Genomic DNA, 17,439 nt, shown 5'->3' with positions numbered 1-17,439 from the left:
GTGCGGATCCGGGGGATCGGGGCGATTGATTCATCTGATGCAATACGCAGAGTACAGCTTTACATAATATCAACTATCGGCGCATTAGATATGGGCTTGGGGGAGGGGTAAATGACCGACTTCCATGCTAAAAATTCGACGTGTTGCGCACTGGCGTGGCTTAGCTTTCGGGGCGCTCATCCGTAGCGGTCTGCTCGAGGCGTTGAAGGTTCTCGAACGCCGATTTTCGCGTCTCCCAAGCCGCGTCGCGCTCATCTCGGCTGGCTTCATTGCGCTTGTATGCGGAATCGACCCGGTCCCAGTGCGTGAGCGCTTCCATGTAGTACTTGGCCGCTTCCATGGAGTCTCCGGTTGCCATTCCGCCATGATCCCACACCCAAGCCTGTCGTGGCCCTTTGCCGTGAGTGCTCGCACGGAACCTGAAAAGCTTTGTGCTTACATCGTCTGCGTCTGTCCCATTCGCCCTGGTTCAATTAGTCTTTTGCGATGGCTGACATGGAATTCAAGCGGCGGTTGAACCAGGTGGATGAGCTGTACAACGAGCTCTCTGAATTGCGGCAGCGCGGTGACGATGCTGGCAAGGAAGAGATCGTCTTAGCCGAGATGCGTTTGGATAACGCCTGGCGGGAGCTGTATGCATTCATGGAGCTGCCGCTGGCGCCTGACGCCGGCATCGCCGATGGCTCCGAGTAACGCCACTCGAGGGTTACCAGCCTGGCCGCCACAGGTAGGACTCGCCGGTTCTGAACGCGGTCCCTTACAAATAAGCCAGCGAGTCGAACCAGCAGCGACCTGACATAACTCTCCGGTCGGCCGTACCGATAGTGCTTAACGGCCCGGCAGCCGGAAGCCGCCGGACCGGCGCATCGACCAGCTGAACCTGACGATTCGGGCGTTGACCTGACTCCTGGTGCGTGAGCTGCGGTGGTCACGGCCGGAGCCAGACATGGATGGATGGTGGATCTTCAGCCAGGCCGGGCGGTAGCGGTTTCCGGACCGCAGCTTAAAGAACGTCTGCGGGTGAAGCCTTCCGACTTCAGGCATCGCCGTTGTCTGGCTGGGTGCCTTTGTTTTCCGTTTCCGGGATGGCCTGATTGGCTATGAGATCGACACGGTCTGCGGGGGTGATGCTCTCATCGTTTTGGATAGCGGCAACGTCGGCGGCATCCACTTCGCCGCCAGAAGCGCTCCCGTCGTCTGGTTCGGGGGCATCGGAGGGGTGTTCATTTTTGTGGCGCGCCTCATCGAGGTGATGTTCCAGCTTCTGCTCCGCTTCACGTCGGCGCTGGCCGACCGTTCGCATTTGTTGTGTCGTCGGTGCAGCGTCCCCGTGCTGTTGCTGTGACGGGTCGGGGTGGGGATTGTCACTCATATGAGCATGGTCCCACCTGGCATACGTCCCAGGAAGACCACAACCGGCTTACGACGGCACTGACGGTCTCTATCCCGGTGTTGATCCGGGGATTCTTCGACATGGCCTAAGATTTGCCACCTGCGCTGAGACAAGGCAGGGCAGCTGCGCCTTGGGCTGCCGTGACGGCGGCACCGGCGCAGCTGCCTTCCTCTCGTGTGCTTGGCCGTGAGGATCCTTCAGACTATACGGGCCCGTACTGTTCGCCTTCCCATCGTGCCTGGTAGGCCTTATGCCTGGCTTTCTGCTGTTCCGCCTACGCTGCCGGTAGTGCCGGTGCCGGTTCCGGAGACTGCGCCTGCTCGGCTGATCGGTATCTTCCGGGAGGCTGTCCCGGTTTCATCTGGGAGCGGGATGCGGACTTCCAGGACGCCGTTGTCGTAGGTTGCACGGATGTCACTTTCGCTGACGGGGCCTGGCAGGCTTACGTTGCGCGAGAACGTCCCGTAGCGGAACTCGGAGCGGTATCCCTCTTTGTCCTTGTGTTCGGACTTCTCCTCATGCCGCACCTGGATCCGCAGGTCATTGCCGACCAGCTCAATGTCCACGTCCTTTTCAGGATCGATACCCGGGACCTCAGCCTTAACCACCATGGATCCGGCGTCACGGTATTCCTCTACCCGGAGCCAGGACGCCATGTCCCCTTCGAGGAACCGGCGGAAAGGTTCGGTGATGTCAGCGCCACCCCAGCGCATAATGTTGGCCATCGCGGCCACCTCCTTCTCTCTCCTGCCCGGCCCTGCGGCGACCGAGGCCAAGGGCCGGGCCTGAATTCCAACACCAATAAAATACGCCCGCGAAGCGTGAGTGATAAGACTCCCTGCGGAGACGCTTAGCGCTCTCGGGCAGGGTGGTCGGGGCCGGGTGGTTCCTGGGAAAACGTGCGCTCGAACGCGATGTCTTCCACGCCCAGGGTGAGCAGATCCAACAGCTCCCCCTCGCACAGCCCCGAGGCTTCACTGACCTCCGCCAGGGACGAGGACCCGCCGGCGAGCAAAGCAGACGCCGAGCCGCGCAACGCCCCGTACGCGGCGTCGAGGGTCGCCTCGGCAGCCTCGATCACTCGTGCCAACGACCGCAGCTGGTCAAGTTCGGCATTCATGATGCTTCCTCCCACCTTGCTTCAGGATCGCCTGCCGGACGCTTTGTTTTTATCCTGCGCCGGACAGGGCGTAGGAGCGGGTGGCTTCCTCCTCGCCGGAGCGCAGGACCTTCAGAGCACCGGCCCAGGCGATCACCTGGTCAAAGAGGGTCTGCAGGTTCTTTTCGGCCTCCTTGGATGGCTTGAATGTCCGGTAGTTCTCAAACTCCGTGGCCAGCGGCAGGACAACCTGGGCGCGGACATCTGCCATGTGCAGTTCCCCGGCTACGGCCCGCAGGTGCTCCACCGCCCGGGTGCCGCCGGCGCCGCCGTAACTGACGAACCCGGCAGCCTTGTTGTTCCACTCCTTGAAGAGGTAATCGAGGGCATTTTTCAGCGCCCCGGGGATGGAATGGTTGTATTCGCCGGTGACGAAGATGTAGCCATCGAAACCGGCGACAGCCTCCGACCAGGCCTTCGTGTGCCCGTGGGTGTATTTGCCCATGGACGGTGGCAGGGGCTCGTCCAGCAGCGGGAGGTTGAAGTCAGCGACGTCTAGGACCTCAAACGCCGCGTCCTTCCGCCCGGCCGCCCGTTCGTGCACCCAGTCGGCCACAGCCTTTCCAAGCCGTCCCGGTCGGGCGCTCCCCAGCACGATCGCTATACGAATCATGGCGGAACTCCTTTCCGATACCTGTTGGTCCGCAAAAAAAGAAACACCTCCGGCCCCGAAAATCTTCCAGCCCCGGGAGATTTTTTCGTGGTTCTTCCACGCGGCGGGGGTAAGGGAATAACGCGCCGCCGTACCTGGTCGGGCGGGTATCCCTGACGGATTGGAAGTGAAGGAGAAAGCTGACATGTCCGTGGACTACGACGCGCCCCGAGTGGCGCCCGAAGAGGAGACCAGGGATTCCCTCGAGGAGGTCAAGTCCAACACCACCCCGGCAGGGGCCGCCATCGATGTGGATGAGGCCGATCTGGCCGAAGCTTTTGAACTGCCCGGCGCCGATCTTTCCAACGAAGAACTGCTGGTCCAGGTCATCCCGGTCCAGTCCGACGAATTTACCTGCTCGTCCTGTTTCCTGGTTCACCATCGCAGCCAACTCGCCAAAGAGAAAGACGGAAGCAAATACTGCACCGAGTGCGAGGGCTGACACTGTCGCCGCGAGGGCGCCGGGAATCTGCGGAATTATGGGACGGGATGGGTTGACCACGGGCGGGGTCGGTAGCTAGAACGTGAACACCGGGAGTTTTGGAGTTCGGAGGTGCTTTCGTGACGGATCCTGCCGCCCCCATGGACCGGGACAAACACCCGGCGGTGTCGCCACGCGATTCCTTGTCGAGGGTGCCCTGGCGGACTGAGGGCCTGCCGGCGCGCCGTTCTGAACCGGGCAGGCGGGGCCGGTGGTGGCGGGTGCTGCTGCTTATTGTGTTGTACGTTGCCGTTTTCGGTGCCTTGTCGCTCCAGGACCAGCAAAGCCGGCCCCAGCCGGTCCCCTACACCGAATTCAAGACCCAGGTGCGGGAGAACAACATCGCCGAGATTTTCGCGAAGGCCAAACCATCGAGGGGAGCCTCCGCCACGAAACACCCCTTCCGGGCAGCAACGGCAAAAGCTACAGCCAGTTCACAACCGAACGTCCGCTCTTTGCCGAGGACAACCTGCTGGGCGAGCTTGAACAAAACAACGCCACGGCCCGGGCCACACCGCTCGTTGATGAACGCGGCGTGCTGACCAACCTGTTGATCTCCGTCGCGCCCATCGCGCTCCTGGTGCTCTTCTACCTGTGGCTGTTCAAGAAGCAATCGGGCATGCTCGGCATGGGCGGATTCGGGGCAGGGAAAAAGTTCCAGCCAGTGGACCCGGAAAAGATTCGGGTAACGTTCAAGGATGTCGCCGGCATTGATGAGGTCGAAGCCGAAATTTCAGAAGTCGTCGACTTCCTCAAAGACCCCAAGAGGTACCAGGCGATCGGTGCGAAACCGCCCAAAGGCGTCCTGCTCAGCGGGCCCCCCGGAACCGGCAAGACCCTGCTTGCACGCGCCACCGCGGGTGAGGCCCGGGTACCGTTCTTCCACGCCAGTTCCTCCGAGTTCGTCGAAATGGTCGTCGGCGTCGGCGCCAGCCGGGTCCGCGAGCTCTTCCAGGCCGCCCGCACTGCCGCCCCTTCAATCATCTTCATCGATGAGATCGACGCTATCGGCCGCAAACGAAGCAGCTCCCTGGCAGTGGGCGGGCACGATGAGCGCGAACAAACACTGAACCAGATCCTCACCGAAATGGACGGGTTCTCCTCCTCCGAAGAAATCGTTGTCCTGGCAGCAACAAACCGTCCAGACGTGCTCGACCCCGCCCTGCTGCGCCCTGGCCGGTTCGACCGCTCCATTACCGTGCACGCACCCGACCAGGTAGGTCGGGCACAAATCCTGCGGGTCCACACCGCCAGTGTCAAGACATCCCCTGACGTTGACCTTGATGCCCTCAGCCGCATCACCCCGGGGATGACAGGCGCGGAACTGGCCAACCTTGTCAACGAGGCAGCACTGCTGGCCGTCAAACGCTCCCGCCCTGCCGTCACGCAACGAGAACTGCTGGACGCACTGGAAAAAGTCCGGCTGGGCACCGTCAGGAACGTCATCATGCCCGCCGAGGAACGCAAGCGCACCGCGTATCACGAGTCCGGGCACGCCCTCCTGGGAATGCTTGAGCCCGGCGCCGACCCTGTCCGGAAAATCTCGATCATCCCCCGCGGCAGGGCCCTGGGGGTCACCCTCTCCACCTCAGACACCGACCGGTACGGGTATGACGAAAACTACCTCAAGGGCAGAATCGTTGGGGCACGTGGCGGCATGACAGCCGAAGACCTCGTTTTCGGGGTCGTCACCACAGGTGCTGAAAGCGACCTGCAGACCAGCACCCACCTTGCCCGGATGATGGTCGGCCGCTGGGGCATGTCCAAACGCATCGGGCCCGTCCAGGTCCTCCCCGAAGAAGGAGATCCCCGCGCCGCCGGCGTCTCCGAAGGAATGCTTGACACCGTGGCCAAAGAAGTCCGCGCCCTGGTGGAACAATGCCACCAACGGGCCTTCGAACTCCTTCAGGAGAACCGCTGGCGCCTCGACTCCCTGGCCGAACGGCTCCTGGAAAAGGAAACCCTCGACGACCAAGAAATCTACGAAGCCGCAGGCCTTCACCGCACCACCGCACCCGACCCCGCCACACCGCGGGTCAACAGCCAACAGTGAGGTCGGCACCATCACCTGCCATCACCCGCCCAAGGCCCGCTTGCCGCCGGAAGTACGGCTTTCCTTCCCGGCATCACCCCTTGAAAATTTCCAATGCCAATGCTAGAAAATCTCTATCAACGGATATAGATCCTGTCACTTGAAGGTCAAAGGAGGTATGCCATGTTGATGATGAGTGATCCGTTCCGCCAGTTCGACCGGCTGACGCAGCAGATACTCGGCACTGCAGCGCACCCTGCCGCGATGGCCTTGGACGCCTGGCGCGAGGGCAACGAATTCGTGGTCGCCGTTGACCTGCCCGGCGTTGAAACTGACTCGATCGATGTAAATGTCGAGCGCAACGTTCTGACCATCCGGGCCGAGCGTCAGGACGCCGCTGGCGAAGGCGTTGAAGTGATTGCCGCGGAACGCCCCCGTGGTGTCTTTAGCCGGCAGCTGATCCTGGGCGAGGCGCTGGATACAGAGAACGTGAAGGCAGGCTACGACGGTGGGGTCCTCACGGTTCGCATCCCGGTCGCCGAGAAGGCCCAGCCCCGGAAGATCGAGATCACGTCCGGAGCGGGCGGACAGCAGCAGATCAGCAGCTAACAGGCCGGGAGGGATGCCGAAGCCCGGGGCTGCCTGTCCGGCGGCTGGCTTGGATCAAGAGCGCCACTGCGTCTTCAACACGCCGGCGGCCTCAAACGCAGAGGCATCCCTCTCCCACAACAGCGGTCCCCGGTCCCCGCGAGCCGGGGACCGCTGTCATACGAGACGACCGACCACGCCACACTTCCGGATCGGGCTGAAACAGGACTCCGATGCCCGGATACGCAGAGGACCGGCGCCTGGAGGTGACCTGTCCCGCAGGGCGACGAGAATTAAGGCAGGAACAATGACAATTCAGTACATGGACGACGGTTTCGCCCCTCACGTTGACCGGGGATTCGAGACAGCAAAGACACGCCTCGAACCGAACAGACTTGGCCGCCCGGATCAGGACCGGGAAACACAAAAACACACCCGGGCCATGGTGGAACATATCCTGGCCCTTGAACCCGAACGCGTTCCTGCTGTCACGGCTGAACTATTCGCTGAGGCGATCGCCGTGGCGAACGCCCTCCGGCAAGCCCAGGGAAAGGGACCCGTTACATCGTTCCGGGCCCGGGACTTCTGGGAAATCCTCAAGGACCTCATCGACAACGTCCTCGAGCGGTAGCCGACTCACCCGCTCCACCATTGTCATGATCAATTCCACTCCCCAACCCGCCGCCCCGCCCCTGTTGGAGAGCCGAGCGTGGCCGGAAGCGGCATCCGCGGCCGGACCGCCTTTAACAGTCCGGCCGCGAACCCTAAAGGTTAACAACGGGTCCATGAAAAAGCACGTGTGTCATGGGCATGGCGCGGTACGCCCCGCCCGGTGCTGCTCGGCCTGATCTGCCGGTAGCCGGACAGCTGACACGGATAAGGCGAAGCTCCCCGGACCGGGACGGAACGATACTTCTGAGAACCCTGCAGGCATAACAGCCTTGATGAGCCTGTTTGGTCCGCTGAACTGCTCAACGCTGCTCGTTCTTAACGCCGGCTGTCCTTTGCTGGACGTGGCAGCCGGAGGCGAAGCCCCCTTCGGTGACGGGGCGCGGGAGGCAGTGCATTCACTTCATCATCATTGATGGAACATTCGATCAGGGTGGTCGTCATTGTCACGATGGAATCTCTGCTGAGGAACCGTGGCCCATACCTGGTTGTCACCACCAGGCCGTGCAGAATGTCTTCCTTTGAATCGTCAAGCACCGTATCCAGCGTCCCGAAACGCTGGCCGGAGCTGGAGATGACCGGTGTTCCTTTCCGCAGTGCAGTGTAAGCCACTGGTGTTCCATCTTCGCTCACAGCAAGCCTCCTTACCCTCGACCTGGAGCACCGGTGATCGAAGGTGCCCCGTACTCTGAACACCCCGCAATCGAGGCTCCCCCGTTACCCCGGAACCCGTCCGGCCCGTGAGCGACGCCGCGCATCAGTCCCAGGTCTATCGGAGCAGGGAATGCGCTCCCCCGCCGCGTCCACCAAGGCAAGCGGAAGACTGCGGCCTGCGGAATTGCGGTCGCTGCCTCGTTATTTAGAGGTCCTCTTCACGGCCGCGGGGGTAATCCTCGTCGTGATCAACGGGGTCGGTGAGCGCTTGTTCGATCAGGTCCGCATCTGCGGCGTCGACTTCCGCGGCCGCCGTTATCCCCGCATACCCTTCGCTGCCTGGCTCTACGTCCGTCCGTTGTTCAATAACGTCTGCCTCCGGGGCATCATCAGGAAGCATGCCCGCTATGGCGGGCTCCCTCAAGCCATCAGTCAGGACAGGCATCTGTTGCTCAAGGGCATCGGGCTCGGGCGCTTCCGCCGGCCGTTCGGGTTGTGACCCCATGACCATCAGCTTCCTTTCGTGCTCGCAATTCCCTTGTTCTCCGTCGTCCCCGGAGCCTGGGCCAAACCAGCCAGGAACCAGGGGCTTTGCAACAGTCTGCACCGGGGCCGGCCTTGGGATTTGGGCGTCCGGCAGTGTCGGAGCAGCGGATCCGGTTGGAGGCTGTGGACGCGTACGTCTGGCACTGCTACTTGCCCCAGGTGCTGCCGGGTCAAATGTACGGTTACCGGATGGACGGGCCCTACCGGCCGGAGGACGGGCTCCGGTTCAACCCCTCCAAACTGCTGCTGGACCCGTACGCGAAGGCCATTCAGGGAACAGTGCGGTGGGGCCAGGCACTGTTCTCCTACAACTTCGGTGCAGCCGAGACCTGCAACGCGGAGGACTCCGCGGCGCACGTGCCCAAGTCGGTGGTGATCAGCCCGTTTTTCGACTGGCAGTCCGACCACCCGCCGCGCGTCCCGTACAGCGATTCGGTCATTTACGAAGCGCACGTCAAGGGGCTTACCATGCTCCATCCCGACGTCCCGGCACGGCACCGCGGCACCTACGCCGGGGTCGCCCATCCCGGGGTGATCGAGCATCTGAAAAAACTCGGGGTAACAGCCATCGAGCTGATGCCGGTGCACCAGTTCGTCCACGACAGCCACCTGGTCGAGCGCGGGCTGTCCAATTACTGGGGTTACAACACGATCGGGTTTTTCGCCCCGCACAACGAATACGCCTCCACCACAGAACCCGGCCAGCAGGTCCAGGAGTTCAAATCCATGGTCCGGTCCCTGCACGCCGCAGGAATCGAAGTGATTCTGGACGTGGTCTACAACCACACGGCAGAAGGCAACCATCTTGGCCCGACGTTGTCCTTCAAAGGCATAGACAATCCCGCGTATTACCGCCTGGCGGAGGGTGACAAGCGGTACTACATGGACTATACGGGGACCGGGAACACCATCAACGTCCGGCACCCCCACGCCCTCCAGCTCCTGTTGGACTCGTTGCGGTACTGGGTGCTCGAGATGCATGTCGACGGGTTCCGGTTCGACCTCGCCGCCGCCCTCGCCCGCGAGTTCTACGACGTCGACCGGCTCGCCAGCTTCTTCGACCTCGTCCAGCAGGACCCCGTCGTATCCCAGGTCAAACTCATCGCCGAACCCTGGGACGTGGGCCCGGGCGGATACCAGGTAGGAAACTTCCCGCCGCTCTGGACCGAATGGAACGGAAAATACCGCGACGCTGTCCGCGACTTCTGGCGGGGGACACCATCAACTCTGGGCGAATTCGCCTCCCGCCTCGCCGGTTCCGCCGACCTCTACGAGTCATCCGGCCGCCGGCCCGTGTCCTCCATCAACTTCATCACCGCCCACGACGGCTTCACCCTGCGCGACCTCGTCTCTTACAACCACAAACACAACGAAGCCAACGGCGAGAACAACAACGACGGTGAGTCCCACAGCCGGTCCTGGAACTGCGGAACCGAAGGCCCCACCCAGGACCGGGACATCCTGGAACTCCGGGCACGCCAGCAACGCAACCTCATCGCAACCCTCATGCTCTCCCAAGGGGTCCCGATGCTGCTCCACGGGGACGAACTGGGCCGAACACAACACGGAAACAACAACGCCTACTGCCAGGACTCCGAACTGTCCTGGATCCAATGGAGCCATGCCGACGCTCCACTCACTGAATTCATTGCCAGACTCAGCAGGCTCCGCAGCGAACACCCCACGTTCCGCCGCTCCAGGTTCTTCCAGGGCCGCCCCATTGAACGCGGCGAAGGACAGCCCCTGCCCGACATCGCGTGGCTCAACCCCAACGGCTCGCCCATGCTGCCCAGAAACTGGGACGAGGAACTTGCCCGCGCCCTGGCCGTCTTTTACAACGGAGCCGACACCGGCAAGGACCGTCGGGGCCGGACCATCACCGACACGAACTTCCTCGCCTGTTTCAACAGCAACGACCACGCCGTTACCTTCACCCTCCCCCCGGCCGAATACGCAGCCCGGTGGGAAACCGTGCTCGACACCGCCTACAGGCACAGGGCCGGGCAGGACCTCTCCCACGCAGGAGAGCATCTCAACGTGGAAGGAAAATCGCTGCTCGTCCTCCGCGCCTACACGCCGCCACCGGAAGAACCGGATCACTCCGTCGCGGCCTCCGTCGCCCTCTACCAAACACTCGGACCCCAGCCATGAAACCAGTGCGCACACGCGGACCAGCTTGCCTTCGGTCCGCCGACGCCGGGCGTCCATGGAACCCGCACGGTCCCCTGCGCCAGCTGCACTCAGCCACTAGATGCGTTGCACCTGCTGATGGGTGAACTGCCTCCGAGACTGCCGTGGGGCCGGTGGTTGTTGTAGCAGCCCAGCCATGGCCGCATGGCCTCGCTGCCGCGTGATTGGAAGCAAAAGATTGCCCGTCCCAGCCTTACTGCAGGGTTTGACTGAAGCCTTTCTGCTTTGCCCTCTGGCCAAGGATGCCGGGGCTTAATTAGGAGGTGTTTCGCCCCCCACCGGGGTCAATGCTTCCCTGGAAGTCGCGGGAGACCGGCAGGCGAACTCGTTGCCAGTAACGACCCGGTGCCCGAGCCCGCCAAAGGTGCCATGGCCGGTTGAGGCCCTGGTAAGGAACCCGGACCAGGCTTGCCAGGACGAAAGGTGAGCTCTGTCGCGGCCGCGGGCCTTGGTGTCTGATTTGAAGAAGCCTTCACGGCATCCGTCTCGGCCTACTAACTTCCCCACCCTGCGAAGCCGGGCCGGCAGAGGACTTTCCGACGTCGGCGGCAACGGCTGCCAGCTACAGCTACCGAAGTTGTCGGTTCTGGTCAGGAACCGGCCCTCCTTCCGGTGCTCACGCCCGTTCCCCTGTCCAAGAGGAACCGCCCCGCGCTAAGGGGTTTGGTGAGGGGGATACACTGGACGTAGTCGCCGTCCCGCCCCATGGCCCCGGCTTGGTCGAGCACACGGCCCCCTTTTCGCGGGCGTTCAAAGGCGCTCCACCCATGCACAGCTTCCTCCCAATCACACAGGCCCACGAGTGCCTGCGCGGCGATCTCCAAACCGTGGATATTCTTCCCGGTGAACTGTGGATGTACTACGTCGGCATCGGCGGACACGCCAGTGAACCCCAAGTCCGGGCCTACCTGGACGGAACCCTGACCCTGCCGCCCTCGCAGCGGGAACTCCTGGAACACGCGTTCGAAGAAATGGTCTTCTACCCTTAACCAGCGAGTATTCGGACGAAAGCCGAAATATCAGGGCCGCAGACGAACACTAGTTCGCGAGGGCCACCGGCCGGCCTATTAACCCGGCATCCAATGGAATTGAGGCCGCATGGCCCGCAACGACTCCACCCCAGTCAACGAACAATTGCAGGACCTGCTGCTCGAAAGTCCCGGGTTCGCGGAATTCCTCCTCGAACTAACGATGATCTCAGCATCCCTGCTCGGAAGCGGCACCCCGTTGCTGTGCGCCATAACGGTTGAGCGTGCCGGGGCCCCCGCCACGGTCGCGAGCAGCACCGAGGCCGCACGGCGCCTGGATGAACAGCAATACGCCTTTGATGACGGCCCCTGCCTGACCGCGTTACGTCAGCAGCACACGGTTCTGATTCCCGACCTCGCCGCCGACGCACGATGGAACCATTACGCCCAGGCCGTGTCCCAGGAGGGAATCCGGTCCGTTCTGGCTGTTCCAATCGCCACCAGGGACTCCGCACAGGCAGCATTGAACTGCTACTCCCTCCAGTTGGACACGTTCGGCCCGGAGACAGTGTCAGCTGTCGAGGAACACGCGGCCTCGATCTCGAGGATCCTTCAGCTGGCCCTGCGTCTGCACTCGGCCGATCCCTACCCGGAGCACCTGCGCGCGGCGTTGGAATCCCGGGCAGTGGTGGACGCAGCGGTGGCCCTGATCATGCTCCAGAACAATTGCAGCCGCGACGTGGCCCTGGAGATTCTGCTGGTGGCGGCCCGCAACAGCAATGAGCGGCTCCACGTCATCGCCCAGGACCTCCTCAAGCGAGCCGCCAAACCCCTGGCCGTAACCCAGTCCGCGGAGCCGCCGACAAGGGAAACCGGCGGTGCATCATGACGGGGGCACTACTGCAGACGCTTCACGGCAGTCCCAGCCACGGAGAATATCCCAGTCCCAGCAGATTTCTTCCTCAAATAGAACCAATTTCTCGATGGCGCTTCCACGCAGATGCTCGTCCTTTGAATCAACGCCGGTACGGGGTTTCTTTGGGCCCGCAACTGCGCGGTTAGGGCAGGTAGGACAGTAAAATGGACCTATGCCATCTGCACCCCAGAAGGAACTCGTAGACCAGCTTCAACACGTTCTGGTGGACGCGGAGAATGCCTCTGAGTTTTTGTCCGGGCTCTCAAAGCTCGCCGCGGCCGTGGTCTCTGAAGCTGCCGACGACGACGTTGTATGCGCCGTCACGGTCCAGGTAAGGCGCATGCCCCATACTGCCGCAGGCAGCAGCAAGCTCGCCGTGGAACTGGATCAGATGGAACAGGCCATAGGTGATGGCCCCTGTATCGCAGCGCTCCGGCAAAGGACCCCGGTTCTCATCAACGATGTCCGTTCCGACCCCCGGTGGCCGCAATTGAACCGGAAATTCGCGGACGCCGGCATCTACAGCTCCTTAGGGGTGCCCCTGGACATCAACGGTGAAGCCAGCGCCGCATTGAACTTCTTTGCCTCAAAGCCCGGTGCCTTCACCGCCCCTGCCATAGACAAGGGGGTCGGTTTTGCGGCCGCGGCCCAAAACGCGCTGCAACTCTCAGTCCGCATCGACACTGCCCAACACCGGGCGGAAGATCTTGAGGCGGCCATGCGGAGCCGGACGGCCATCAACCTCGCGTGCGGGGTGATCATGGCGCAGAACAGGTGCTCGCAGTCCGAAGCGATGAAAATCCTCACCAAGGTCGCCAGTAACCGCAACCGCAAACTGCGTGACGTAGCCACCGACCTGATCGAACAACTGTCCGGCAGCAGCATCGGGACTCACTTCGACCCATAGCAGCAGGGCCATCATCCGGTGGGGGAACACCACAAACTGAACCAGAGATGCTTTGGTCGTGAAGAAGCCCGAATGCTCCGGCCACGCATCCTCAGGGCCCTGCGGAATTACCGATTTGACGCCATCACAACTGAAAGCTTGGCGTGTTCCTGTCTCCGTCCCCGCCACAAGTCTGGGTGATTCTCAGAATCCGGGCGGCGGCCTCCCAGGTCCCTAATGAGGGCAGTGCTCTTCAGAGAAAGCATTCAGTTCATCATTCCGCTGCGGACCTTCATTTCAAGGTATTTCACACGGGGCCGGAGCCCGGTGAGGACTCATTGCAGTTCACCGCGCCTTCGGCCCGGGCAATATGGCCCAGTGACCTAAGCGTTCCGGCACCGCCTCGTCACCGGCTAGGTTTATCCCATGGCAGTTACCATGGAGGACTCCCGGCCCTCCCCTGTCGACACTGGCCTCCAGCTTGCACACTGGGGGCTATTCCGTCCGCATGGGGCGTAGTGACGCGGCGTTTGGAGGGAGCACTCGTGTTCGTGCATCACCGATTCCGACGCCTGGACGGCAGCGTTCGTCATCATGGCCCTGGCGATGGTGGCCGCCCGCGTCGTGACCACCTAAATCCGCTGCAGGACCCTCCCTGTCCACGCCGAAGCCAGCACACCCCAAACCGTACGCGGCTACTGATACCGGTGCACCCATGACCCCCACGTACACAGCAACCCCCGCAGCCCACTCGCCAGAGCCCTTTCACTGGCCGCCTTCGCCGCGGTGCCTCCGGCCCGGGAGGCTGGCCGCCGCTGTAATGCTGGGATGGACGACGGCGCGGTAATGCCGCCGCAGCCTGTCAGCTCTCGGGAGCGAAGGCCGGCCAGGAGCGGCCGGGCTGTCGGCGCTGCGGCGTTCGCGCGCGAGGGGACACTGTGACCCTTTACAGGATCGACTGGCCGGGGCGTTGCCTGATCGACGTCCTTAATACTGCCTCCGAGATGCAGGAGCGGGGCATCGGGCAGCAGATTCTTGCCTCAGCACAAACCGGGCTGAAGTCATCCTGCCGGCCGAGGAAGGCCATGAGGTGCTTGTGCCAGGTATGTCGGGAGGGCTTCGCCGCGAGGGTTGATTAGTGTGCCCAGCTTGCCCAGTCGTCGGGGTCGAGGGAGGGGCGGCCGAGTAGATAGCCTTGGCCTGCGTGCATTCCCATGCCGGTGACCGTGGCCAGCTCGTCGGTGGTTTCGATCCCTTCGGCCACCAACGTGGCCCCGAGTCCGGCTGCGAAGCCCACCATCGCTGTCCCCAGTGCTTGCCGGGCGGGGTCTGAATCAATCCCAGCGATGACATCGCGGTCGAGCTTAATGAGGTCAGGGGATAGTTCGAGAATGTGGCGCATGGATGCGAAACCGGCACCTGCATCGTCGACGGCTATGCGGAGCCCGCTTCGGCGCAGTGATTCCAACGCGTTACCCAATGGGCCGTACTCTTGGACAGCATGCCGTTCCGTGACTTCCAGCACGAGGCGCTCACCAGGAAACCCAGCCCGGGCCAGAACCGCAGGCAGCCGTGGATCCAGGCACGCATCGGGCGAAAGATTCACCGCTACATACAGCTGATTAGGCAGTGCCCGGGCGGCATCAAGTGCGGTCTCAAGAGCCACCATCTCCAACTCAACCCCAAGGCCAACCGAATCAGCGTCCCTGAACTGAGCATCAGGCGACGCTGGGGAACCCGGAAAGCGCGTCAGTGCTTCTACGCCGATGACCTTGCCCGATGACAGCGACCACACGGGCTGGAAAGCAGTTAACAGAAGCCGCTCATCCATCACCGCTTTCACCCGGCGCCTTGTCTCCGCGGCCACGCTGTCGTTCATGGTTCCCGGACGAAGGGACCGAGTCTCTCCCTCCAACCCCAAGTACTGACCTTCCGCACCCAAACACGCCCGGGCCGAGACATCGACCATGACCCGGCTTCCCAGACGGTGCCGGTAAATGGTCCTGACCCCCGTCCACGCCCCCGTAGCGTCCGTCCTTCTATTCCTGTCCTGGAGAACACCTGCGAGGTCCGAGGGGTCAATAGTCCGGCTGAAGTGATGCCCGATCAGCTCGGATGGTTCATAACCCACCAACTGCAGACTCTCGGGGCCGCAGTAGGTGAACCTCCCCGCGGCATCAGTGGCCCATCGCCACGGCGTGCTTTCGTTGAGGACCTTATTCATGAGGTAGCTGGTGCGCCACCAGCCCAGCTTCTCCCTGTACTGGCGGGCGAAGAACAACCATGCCAGATAGATCTCTACCGGCACCAGCAACATCGCTATGAGTTCCGGAATCCAGTCATCCTGACCCGAAAGACCGAGCCATGGTCCGCGTCCCAAGAGTAAAGGCAACCGGACGAAACCCAGCCAAGCGGCATCCAGACAAAGAACCATCACCAGCCAACGAGCCGGAACCGATGAAAGGCGCAGCGCACGGCGCAGCAAACTGCCCCCATCAACCGGTTCCTCTCCCCCAGTTGACGTAGTTCCACCCGGCAGGGACCCAGACTTCGGTGTCTTCACCACATCGCCAGGGCAGATCAGCAACCTGCCCAACCTGCCCACAGGAGGACCGTGGGGTGAAGTAGCCGCGCTGGTTTTATTGGCAAGCCACAACTACGGGACGACATGTCGATGAGGCGCTCCTCCCCTGATCAGCATTGAACAATTGCAAAAACCGCTTCTCCCCACGAACGAGCAAAACAGCCAGCCGCCCCGGGCGAATTTTACAAAACTCGACCTTGGAGACAAGGAGGCGCAGTCAGCGGTGATGGTCAGCGATTGGGCCGGAAACAACTGACGAAAACGTCCCGCCAGCCGGGGCCTTGGGGGGTGGCCGATGCCAGCGGAACGTCTCACCCTATCAGGGGCCGGCCGGGAGAAGTGTCGGTCCGCCCGCTTGGAGGCGAAGCATGCCACAGCAGATTTACAGAATCGCCATTATCGGCTCTTCAAACCCTGCGGGGAGTACCTTCAAAAGGACTGCTTCCCGGCATCGGTTTGGATTACGGGTTGTGACTACGCGAAGCTCATCCAGGGCATCCTGAAGCGCACCGCCGACCACTCCGGACTCGATGTCCTGCGGGTCTACTGGTACGACGCCTCCAAGGACGCCCTGTTTACCGACGAGCACAAGTCCATCGGCCTGCTGCCGGACGTGAAGGTCCGTCTGGGCCGGATCTCCTTCAATGGTGAGCAAAAGGGTGTGGACCTCAAGCTCGGGCTGGACCTTGTCGGCGTGGCCAGGAATCGGGCCGCCTCGGTGGCGTTCCTGATATCCGGTGAGACGATGACCTGGCCGAGGCTGTCGAGGAGGCCCACGACCTTGGCATGAAGGTTGTCCTGGTGGGCCTGGACAACCCCAACCACCGGCTCGGCGTCACCTCGGTCGCCGAGCACCTGGCACTGCGCGTGGACAGCATCATCACCTTACCCACGGCACTGATCGAGGCATGCTTCACCAAGGTCCTGGCCGAGCAGCCTCGGCCAACGCCGCCGTCATCGCTGCCCCACCGGTGGCCGAGGCGCCGAAACTGCGCGCACCGGGACCACGTCCATCCGACCTCGCATCCCGTCCTCCCTTACAAGGCCGGTTTGTGACGCCGGCACCCCGGCCGGCACGAACTGAAGCCCACCTCGTCTACAGCTCGTGGCTCCGGGCCTTCCCTGCTTCCTCCCGAGGACAGCCCCTGGACGTGGCCCATGACGTCGGGGAGAGCATGGCAGCCAGCTGGTACGGCACCATCACCCAAGGCGAGCTGAACGAGCTCCAGGCCGACCGGCCCATCCTGCCGGTGGAGATCGACCGTGTCCTGCTGAAGGACTGCGCCCAGCGGATCGGCGAGTACAAGACCGACCTGCGGGGCGTTCGCCGCGCGCTCCGGGAGGCGTTCTGGATGAAGCTCGACCAGCTGATTTAGGCCCTGCCGCCGGGCGCGAGGTGGCCACACACAGCAGGCATGACCGAAAACATCACACGCCAGCCCCAGGGAATTCCCGGCCAGTTCACGGCTACCCCCCACTCGGAAGCCGATCTCAGCCTCTCCCCCAGCCCCCGCGGGTCAGCACCCTGGACGAATTGATCGTGCAGCGCGGCCTCTCCCAGCGATCTCGAAGGGGTCAGCGGCCTCTTCTTCTCTTGGTTCACGAGCCCACCGCCGCGTGACCTCGGCGGCTTGCGAGCTGACGCGTGGCAAGCGATGCAGTTGAAGCAATGCATTTGTTGTGAAAGTCAACGTGACCGTGGGCTTACTCCGATAGATGGT

General features: G+C 62.7%; 21 protein-coding genes and 1 pseudogene. 13 read left to right on the top strand and 9 right to left on the bottom strand.

Translation table 11 applies throughout. The annotated features are described in order from the left end of the window. Positions 1–160: 160 nt before the first annotated feature. The gene (locus HNO81_RS13535) at positions 161–358 is read right to left on the bottom strand and encodes a hypothetical protein (protein WP_175318623.1); all 198 of its coding nucleotides are present in this window, start codon (positions 356–358) and stop codon (positions 161–163) included. A 128-nt stretch (positions 359–486) separates the two neighbouring features. On the opposite strand from HNO81_RS13535, the gene HNO81_RS13530 reads away from it, so the two are divergent. Beyond that, positions 487–693, top strand: coding sequence for a hypothetical protein (locus HNO81_RS13530; protein ID WP_175318622.1), 207 nt, complete (start codon positions 487–489; stop codon positions 691–693). A gap of 343 nt (positions 694–1,036) precedes the next feature. On the opposite strand, the gene HNO81_RS20165 is transcribed toward HNO81_RS13530, so the two are convergent. From HNO81_RS20165 to HNO81_RS13510, 4 genes are all read right to left on the bottom strand, one after another. Next, positions 1,037–1,372, bottom strand: coding sequence for a hypothetical protein (locus HNO81_RS20165; protein WP_254703464.1), 336 nt, complete (start codon positions 1,370–1,372; stop codon positions 1,037–1,039). A 269-nt stretch (positions 1,373–1,641) separates the two neighbouring features. Beyond that, a complete protein-coding gene (locus HNO81_RS13520) occupies positions 1,642–2,118 on the bottom strand; it encodes an Hsp20/alpha crystallin family protein (RefSeq protein WP_175318621.1) in 477 nt (158 codons plus the stop codon). Positions 2,119–2,243: 125 nt separating this feature from the next. Continuing rightward, positions 2,244–2,528 (bottom strand): hypothetical protein, encoded by a 285-nt coding sequence (locus HNO81_RS13515; RefSeq protein WP_175318620.1) that lies wholly within the window; start codon positions 2,526–2,528, stop codon positions 2,244–2,246. A 34-nt stretch (positions 2,529–2,562) separates the two neighbouring features. Then, the gene (locus HNO81_RS13510; RefSeq protein WP_175318619.1) at positions 2,563–3,165 is read right to left on the bottom strand and encodes an NADPH-dependent FMN reductase; all 603 of its coding nucleotides are present in this window, start codon (positions 3,163–3,165) and stop codon (positions 2,563–2,565) included. A gap of 184 nt (positions 3,166–3,349) precedes the next feature. On the opposite strand from HNO81_RS13510, the gene HNO81_RS13505 reads away from it, so the two are divergent. From HNO81_RS13505 to HNO81_RS13490, 5 genes are all read left to right on the top strand, one after another. Continuing rightward, positions 3,350–3,646: a DUF4193 domain-containing protein gene (locus HNO81_RS13505; RefSeq protein WP_175318631.1), complete on the top strand. Its 297-nt coding sequence runs from the start codon at positions 3,350–3,352 to the stop codon at positions 3,644–3,646. Positions 3,647–3,786: 140 nt separating this feature from the next. Then, positions 3,787–4,227 (top strand): ATP-dependent metallopeptidase FtsH/Yme1/Tma family protein, encoded by a 441-nt coding sequence (locus HNO81_RS20435; RefSeq protein WP_371818260.1) that lies wholly within the window; start codon positions 3,787–3,789, stop codon positions 4,225–4,227. Beyond that, positions 4,155–5,738 carry an ATP-dependent zinc metalloprotease FtsH gene (gene ftsH, locus HNO81_RS13500; RefSeq protein WP_371818259.1) on the top strand — a complete coding sequence of 528 codons (1,584 nt, stop codon included), beginning with the start codon at positions 4,155–4,157 and terminating at the stop codon, positions 5,736–5,738. The genes HNO81_RS20435 and ftsH overlap by 73 nt, the downstream gene beginning before the upstream one ends. Positions 5,739–5,900: 162 nt before the next feature. After that, positions 5,901–6,326 carry an Hsp20/alpha crystallin family protein gene (locus HNO81_RS13495; RefSeq protein ID WP_175318618.1) on the top strand — a complete coding sequence of 142 codons (426 nt, stop codon included), beginning with the start codon at positions 5,901–5,903 and terminating at the stop codon, positions 6,324–6,326. A gap of 286 nt (positions 6,327–6,612) precedes the next feature. Then, on the top strand, positions 6,613–6,936 hold the full coding sequence (locus tag HNO81_RS13490) for a hypothetical protein (RefSeq protein WP_175318617.1): 324 nt from the start codon (positions 6,613–6,615) through the stop codon (positions 6,934–6,936). Between the two features lie 356 nt (positions 6,937–7,292). Here HNO81_RS13490 and HNO81_RS13485 read toward each other — a convergent pair whose 3' ends face one another. Both HNO81_RS13485 and HNO81_RS13480 read right to left on the bottom strand, forming a co-directional pair. Further along, complete coding sequence (locus HNO81_RS13485) at positions 7,293–7,607, bottom strand: hypothetical protein (RefSeq protein ID WP_175318616.1); 315 nt, start codon at positions 7,605–7,607, stop codon at positions 7,293–7,295. A 226-nt stretch (positions 7,608–7,833) separates the two neighbouring features. After that, entirely contained in the window at positions 7,834–8,133 is a 300-nt protein-coding gene (locus HNO81_RS13480; RefSeq protein ID WP_175318615.1) for a hypothetical protein, read from the bottom strand. An 86-nt stretch (positions 8,134–8,219) separates the two neighbouring features. On the opposite strand from HNO81_RS13480, the gene glgX reads away from it, so the two are divergent. Next, complete coding sequence (gene glgX, locus HNO81_RS13475) at positions 8,220–10,325, top strand: glycogen debranching protein GlgX (RefSeq protein WP_371818257.1); 2,106 nt, start codon at positions 8,220–8,222, stop codon at positions 10,323–10,325. 89 nt (positions 10,326–10,414) lie between these two features. Here the strand turns inward: glgX and HNO81_RS20430 are convergent. Further along, positions 10,415–10,624: pseudogene (locus tag HNO81_RS20430) on the bottom strand (integrase core domain-containing protein); the annotation flags it as partial. A gap of 507 nt (positions 10,625–11,131) precedes the next feature. Between HNO81_RS20430 and HNO81_RS13465 the strand changes: the two are divergent. The 3 genes from HNO81_RS13465 (at position 11,132) to HNO81_RS13455 (ending at position 13,155) form a co-directional block, all read left to right on the top strand. Next, entirely contained in the window at positions 11,132–11,353 is a 222-nt protein-coding gene (locus HNO81_RS13465; protein ID WP_175318614.1) for a hypothetical protein, read from the top strand. A 109-nt stretch (positions 11,354–11,462) separates the two neighbouring features. Further along, positions 11,463–12,221, top strand: coding sequence for a GAF and ANTAR domain-containing protein (locus tag HNO81_RS13460; RefSeq protein ID WP_175318613.1), 759 nt, complete (start codon positions 11,463–11,465; stop codon positions 12,219–12,221). Between the two features lie 199 nt (positions 12,222–12,420). Next, positions 12,421–13,155, top strand: coding sequence for a GAF and ANTAR domain-containing protein (locus HNO81_RS13455; RefSeq protein ID WP_175318612.1), 735 nt, complete (start codon positions 12,421–12,423; stop codon positions 13,153–13,155). 1,114 nt (positions 13,156–14,269) lie between these two features. Here HNO81_RS13455 and HNO81_RS13450 read toward each other — a convergent pair. Next, positions 14,270–15,619 carry an EAL domain-containing protein gene (locus tag HNO81_RS13450; RefSeq protein ID WP_175318611.1) on the bottom strand — a complete coding sequence of 450 codons (1,350 nt, stop codon included), beginning with the start codon at positions 15,617–15,619 and terminating at the stop codon, positions 14,270–14,272. Positions 15,620–16,073: 454 nt separating this feature from the next. On the opposite strand from HNO81_RS13450, the gene HNO81_RS13445 reads away from it, so the two are divergent. From HNO81_RS13445 to HNO81_RS13435, 3 genes are read left to right on the top strand one after another with little or no spacing between them, the layout of a single operon-like run. Further along, entirely contained in the window at positions 16,074–16,508 is a 435-nt protein-coding gene (locus tag HNO81_RS13445) for a hypothetical protein (protein WP_175318610.1), read from the top strand. Next, entirely contained in the window at positions 16,505–16,774 is a 270-nt protein-coding gene (locus tag HNO81_RS13440) for a hypothetical protein (protein ID WP_175318609.1), read from the top strand. The genes HNO81_RS13445 and HNO81_RS13440 overlap by 4 nt, the downstream gene beginning before the upstream one ends. After that, positions 16,771–17,094, top strand: a complete 324-nt coding sequence (locus HNO81_RS13435) for a hypothetical protein (RefSeq protein WP_175318608.1) — start codon at positions 16,771–16,773, stop codon at positions 17,092–17,094. Before HNO81_RS13440 ends, HNO81_RS13435 begins: the two co-directional genes overlap by 4 nt. Positions 17,095–17,439 lie beyond the last annotated feature (345 nt).

Source organism: Pseudarthrobacter sp. C4D7, from assembly GCF_013359725.1.
Classification (GTDB): domain Bacteria; phylum Actinomycetota; class Actinomycetes; order Actinomycetales; family Micrococcaceae; genus Arthrobacter.
Note: the sequence above shows the minus strand (reverse complement) of the source record. Positions and strands in the feature narration are given on the sequence as shown.

Excerpts from the sequence above, each read along its gene's own strand:
- HNO81_RS13535 (WP_175318623.1), bottom strand. The coding sequence starts at position 358 with ATGGCAACCGGAGACTCCATGGAAGCGGCCAAGTACTACATGGAAGCG.
- HNO81_RS13530 (WP_175318622.1), top strand. The coding sequence starts at position 487 with ATGGCTGACATGGAATTCAAGCGGCGGTTGAACCAGGTGGATGAGCTG.
- HNO81_RS20165 (WP_254703464.1), bottom strand. The coding sequence starts at position 1,372 with ATGAGTGACAATCCCCACCCCGACCCGTCACAGCAACAGCACGGGGAC.
- HNO81_RS13520 (WP_175318621.1), bottom strand. The coding sequence starts at position 2,118 with ATGGCCAACATTATGCGCTGGGGTGGCGCTGACATCACCGAACCTTTC.
- HNO81_RS13510 (WP_175318619.1), bottom strand. The coding sequence starts at position 3,165 with ATGATTCGTATAGCGATCGTGCTGGGGAGCGCCCGACCGGGACGGCTT.
- HNO81_RS13505 (WP_175318631.1), top strand. The coding sequence starts at position 3,350 with ATGTCCGTGGACTACGACGCGCCCCGAGTGGCGCCCGAAGAGGAGACC.
- HNO81_RS20435 (WP_371818260.1), top strand. The coding sequence starts at position 3,787 with ATGGACCGGGACAAACACCCGGCGGTGTCGCCACGCGATTCCTTGTCG.
- HNO81_RS13495 (WP_175318618.1), top strand. The coding sequence starts at position 5,901 with ATGTTGATGATGAGTGATCCGTTCCGCCAGTTCGACCGGCTGACGCAG.
- HNO81_RS13490 (WP_175318617.1), top strand. The coding sequence starts at position 6,613 with ATGACAATTCAGTACATGGACGACGGTTTCGCCCCTCACGTTGACCGG.
- HNO81_RS13480 (WP_175318615.1), bottom strand. The coding sequence starts at position 8,133 with ATGGGGTCACAACCCGAACGGCCGGCGGAAGCGCCCGAGCCCGATGCC.
- HNO81_RS13465 (WP_175318614.1), top strand. The coding sequence starts at position 11,132 with ATGCACAGCTTCCTCCCAATCACACAGGCCCACGAGTGCCTGCGCGGC.
- HNO81_RS13460 (WP_175318613.1), top strand. The coding sequence starts at position 11,463 with ATGGCCCGCAACGACTCCACCCCAGTCAACGAACAATTGCAGGACCTG.
- HNO81_RS13455 (WP_175318612.1), top strand. The coding sequence starts at position 12,421 with ATGCCATCTGCACCCCAGAAGGAACTCGTAGACCAGCTTCAACACGTT.
- HNO81_RS13440 (WP_175318609.1), top strand. The coding sequence starts at position 16,505 with ATGAAGGTTGTCCTGGTGGGCCTGGACAACCCCAACCACCGGCTCGGC.